Consider the following 2989-nt stretch of genomic DNA (forward strand, 5'->3'; position numbering starts at 1 on the left):
GGTCAAGGACATCGCCTCCCCCGACGACACGACCCCCCTGCCCCTCGGCGCGGGCGTCCTCCCGCTGGCCGAATGCGTCGAGATCCTCTCCCGCCACGGCTGGGACGGGTGGCTCTGCTGGGAGTACGAGAAGCGCTGGTACGAGGAGGCGGCGCCCCTGCCCGACCTGCTGGGGCCCGGGAGCGAGCACTTGAGCAGGTTGCTGAACGACTCCGCGTGAGGCGTCAGCCCCCGGTCAGCGGGCGCCGGGCCTGCCGAACTCCTCGATCAGCACCGGATACTGCTCCTTCCCGTGCCCGGCGGCGATCGCACGATCGGCCATCGCCTTGATCAGTCTCGGCAGCTCGGCGTTGACCCCCACCGCCTCGCTCTCCTCGATCAGATGCGCCATCGCCCGCGCGTCGGTCTCCAGCGTCGACACCTCGGCCGGGAACGAGCCCCTGTCGATCTGCTCGGCGTACCCCGGCAGCCAGTCGGCGACACCGGCGGCGATGTGCCGCGCGAACGGTGCGTACGTCCCGGCGTCGACCCCCGCCGTCCTGAGCAGGGCCGTGCCCTGGAGCCAGGCGTTCAGCACGCTCCACATCATGGTCAGTCCGGCCGCGTCGTACAGCGACGCCAGACCGTGGTCCGCACCGAGGTAGGTGACGGTGCCGAGCGCGCCGAGTGCCGGCTCGTGCGCGTCGAAGTCCGGGCGCGCCCCGCTCTGCAGGATCACCGCGTCAGGAGTCCCGATGGCCGACGGGATGGCCATGACGGCGCCGTCCAGGTAGCGGGCCCCTCGCGCTTGCGCCCACCGGGCGGTCTCCCGGGCCTGGCCCGAGTCGCCCGAGCTCAGGTTGATCAGCGTCGTGCCGCTCAGCTCGACATCGCTCGCGCCGAGCACCTCGTGCACGGCTCGGTAATCGGTGAGGCAGATGACAGTCAGGTGACCGGGCCCGATCGCCTCGCCGACGGTCGGCACCGACCGCGCGCCCCCGGCCACCAGCCGGTCTGCCTTGCCGGCCGTGCGGTTCCATACCGTCGTGGGGTGCCCCGCCTTCAGGAACGCCCCGGCGAGTGCCTGGCCCATCAGGCCGAGTCCGATGACAGTCACGGGTGTTGTGGTTTCGTCGTCCATGGCAGCATCGTCAACGTTGATACCGGTGTGAAGGTCAAGCGAGGTTGTCGATGCGGATCGGAGAACTGAGCCGACGGACGGGCGTCAACGCGCATCAGCTGCGCTACTACGAGTCCCAGGGGCTGCTGGAACCGGCCCGCGGAGCGAACGGCTACCGCGAGTACGACGAGAGCGCCCTGCTGCGGGTGAAGCAGATCCGCCACCTGCTCGGCGCCGGCCTGTCCTCGGAGGACATCGCGTACCTGCTGCCCTGTGCGACGGGGGAGGCCCCGACGTTGGTCGGATGCCCCGAGTTGCTGGCCGCGATGCGGTCACGGCTGCGGCGGCTGGACGACCAGCTGGCGAGCCTCGCCCAGTCCCGGGACGCCCTCGCCGACTACATCGAGGCGGCCGAACGCGTGGGCGGCGAGAGCTATCCGCCCCTGGGTGTCACGCAGCCTGCCTAACCGCGGATGTGCCCGTCCTTGACGGCGGTGACGAACGCCGTCCAGCCGCTCCGCGAGAAGACCAGGGCGGGGCCGTGGGTGGCCTTGCTGTCCCGCACCGGGACGTCGGGGTGGCCGGGGGCGACTTCAAGGCACTCGCCTTGGTCGCCGCCGCTGTAACTGGACGTGTACCAGCCGGTGAGGGCGTTGTGCTCACTGTCGATCACGCGCGTGTTCCTCCGCTGCCGCCCTGACGAGGGCCAGTGACTCCTGCTGCGACAACGCGTCGCTCAGCGCCAGAGCGTAGGCGGTCTGACAGGCACTCACCAGAGCGGGATCGTCCATCAGGTTGCCTGTCTGAAAGCCCTCCACGTAGGCCACCGGAGCAGAGTCCTCGAAGGTCATGAGCGTGAGCAGACTCTGCATGAGCGCGTGCGCTCCTACGCCGTAGGGGAGCAGGTGCAGGCGCAGCCGTCCCGACTCGGCCATGTTCGCCACCTTGTGCAACTGCTCTGCCATGACCCGCGACCCGCCGACACGGCGACGGAGGACTGCTTCGTCGAGCAGCGTCCAGACGACAGGCCGTGCAAGACCGTCGAGGATTCGGCGGCGTTGCGTTCGAATGACAACGAGCTCGTCAAGTTCCTCGGGCGTGTGGTTTGGACGGTAGGCCCCGAACAGGGCGCGTGCGTAGCCGTCGGTCTGGAGCACTCCGGGAACCAGGGAGAGCGCGAACTGCTGGATATGAGTGGCCAGTCGCTCCAACTCGGCCACCGCCGCGAAATGGTCGGTGTAGTGCGACTCCAGATCCTCCAGCCACCGCGCGAAGAACCCGTCCGTCCCCAGGGCCCGGTCGATCCGCCGCGCGTCATCCGGCTGCTGCCGTCCCGGCGAGCGTCCGCTCCGGGGAGAGGGCAACCGGCTGGTGCGCACCTACCTGATGGTGGAGGCGGGTGCGTGACCGGCGGGGCGCGCGATCACGCGCTGACCGGGCGGCTCCTGCCGTGGACCGGTGCCGACGGAAGGCCGTGCTACCTCGTGGGCGACGGAACCGGCTACGTCTCGGGGCTCGCCGACGAGATCGAGGACGTGCAGATCGGCATGGCGGACCAGTTGCTGGGGCACGCCGCCGAACTCCTCGGGGAACGCCGGGTGACCAGCGCGGAACTGCACTACTTGGCCCGGCGGCTCAGCGAGTCCCTGCGGGACGTCAAAAGGGTCGCGGAGAGCAGAGGGGCGCGGCTCACCCGTCCGCCCCGGCCCTGACCGGGACGGTGTCAGCGCTGCTCGGTGCGTCGGGCGTACGCCCGGGCCGCGCGGGCGCGGTCGCCGCAGCGGGTGGAGCACCAGTGGCGGCGGCCGTGGCGGAGCAGGTAGCGGTTGCAGGGCGGGGAACCGCAGGCGGTCAGGCGTTCGGCCGCGGGGGAGGTGAGCAGATCGGCGG

The 2989-nt window shown here is 70.7% G+C and carries 6 protein-coding genes and 1 pseudogene; 3 read left to right on the forward strand and 4 right to left on the reverse strand.

The window, feature by feature from the left end:
* A pseudogene (locus C1J00_RS41240) lies at positions 1-220 on the forward strand (sugar phosphate isomerase/epimerase); the annotation flags it as partial.
* Positions 221-235: 15 nt separating this feature from the next.
* On the opposite strand, the gene C1J00_RS41245 reads toward C1J00_RS41240, so the two are convergent.
* On the reverse strand, positions 236-1120 hold the full coding sequence (locus C1J00_RS41245) for an NAD(P)-dependent oxidoreductase (RefSeq protein WP_102913953.1): 885 nt from the start codon (positions 1118-1120) through the stop codon (positions 236-238).
* Positions 1121-1170: 50 nt separating this feature from the next.
* On the opposite strand from C1J00_RS41245, the gene C1J00_RS41250 reads away from it, so the two are divergent.
* Positions 1171-1566 (forward strand): MerR family transcriptional regulator, encoded by a 396-nt coding sequence (locus C1J00_RS41250; RefSeq protein WP_102913954.1) that lies wholly within the window; start codon positions 1171-1173, stop codon positions 1564-1566.
* Here C1J00_RS41250 and C1J00_RS41255 read toward each other — a convergent pair.
* Positions 1563-1772, reverse strand: coding sequence for a DUF397 domain-containing protein (locus C1J00_RS41255; protein WP_439333480.1), 210 nt, complete (start codon positions 1770-1772; stop codon positions 1563-1565). The two genes, C1J00_RS41250 and C1J00_RS41255, sit on opposite strands and share 4 nt — an antisense overlap.
* Positions 1759-2478, reverse strand: a complete 720-nt coding sequence (locus C1J00_RS41260) for a DUF5753 domain-containing protein (RefSeq protein WP_219728415.1) — start codon at positions 2476-2478, stop codon at positions 1759-1761. The genes C1J00_RS41255 and C1J00_RS41260 overlap by 14 nt, the downstream gene beginning before the upstream one ends.
* Before the next feature lie 24 nt (positions 2479-2502).
* On the opposite strand from C1J00_RS41260, the gene C1J00_RS41265 reads away from it, so the two are divergent.
* Positions 2503-2811 (forward strand): hypothetical protein, encoded by a 309-nt coding sequence (locus C1J00_RS41265; protein ID WP_245936717.1) that lies wholly within the window; start codon positions 2503-2505, stop codon positions 2809-2811.
* An 11-nt stretch (positions 2812-2822) separates the two neighbouring features.
* On the opposite strand, the gene C1J00_RS41270 is transcribed toward C1J00_RS41265, so the two are convergent.
* Positions 2823-2989: CGNR zinc finger domain-containing protein (locus tag C1J00_RS41270; RefSeq protein ID WP_180989884.1), on the reverse strand; the 167-nt coding region annotated here is incomplete at its 5' end.

This window comes from Streptomyces cahuitamycinicus (assembly GCF_002891435.1).
Lineage (GTDB): Bacteria > Actinomycetota > Actinomycetes > Streptomycetales > Streptomycetaceae > Streptomyces > Streptomyces cahuitamycinicus.

Bases quoted from the DNA above. Each gene is read 5' to 3' on its own strand.
- C1J00_RS41245 (WP_102913953.1), bottom strand. From the start codon at position 1,120: ATGGACGACGAAACCACAACACCCGTGACTGTCATCGGACTCGGCCTG.
- C1J00_RS41250 (WP_102913954.1), top strand. From the start codon at position 1,171: ATGCGGATCGGAGAACTGAGCCGACGGACGGGCGTCAACGCGCATCAG.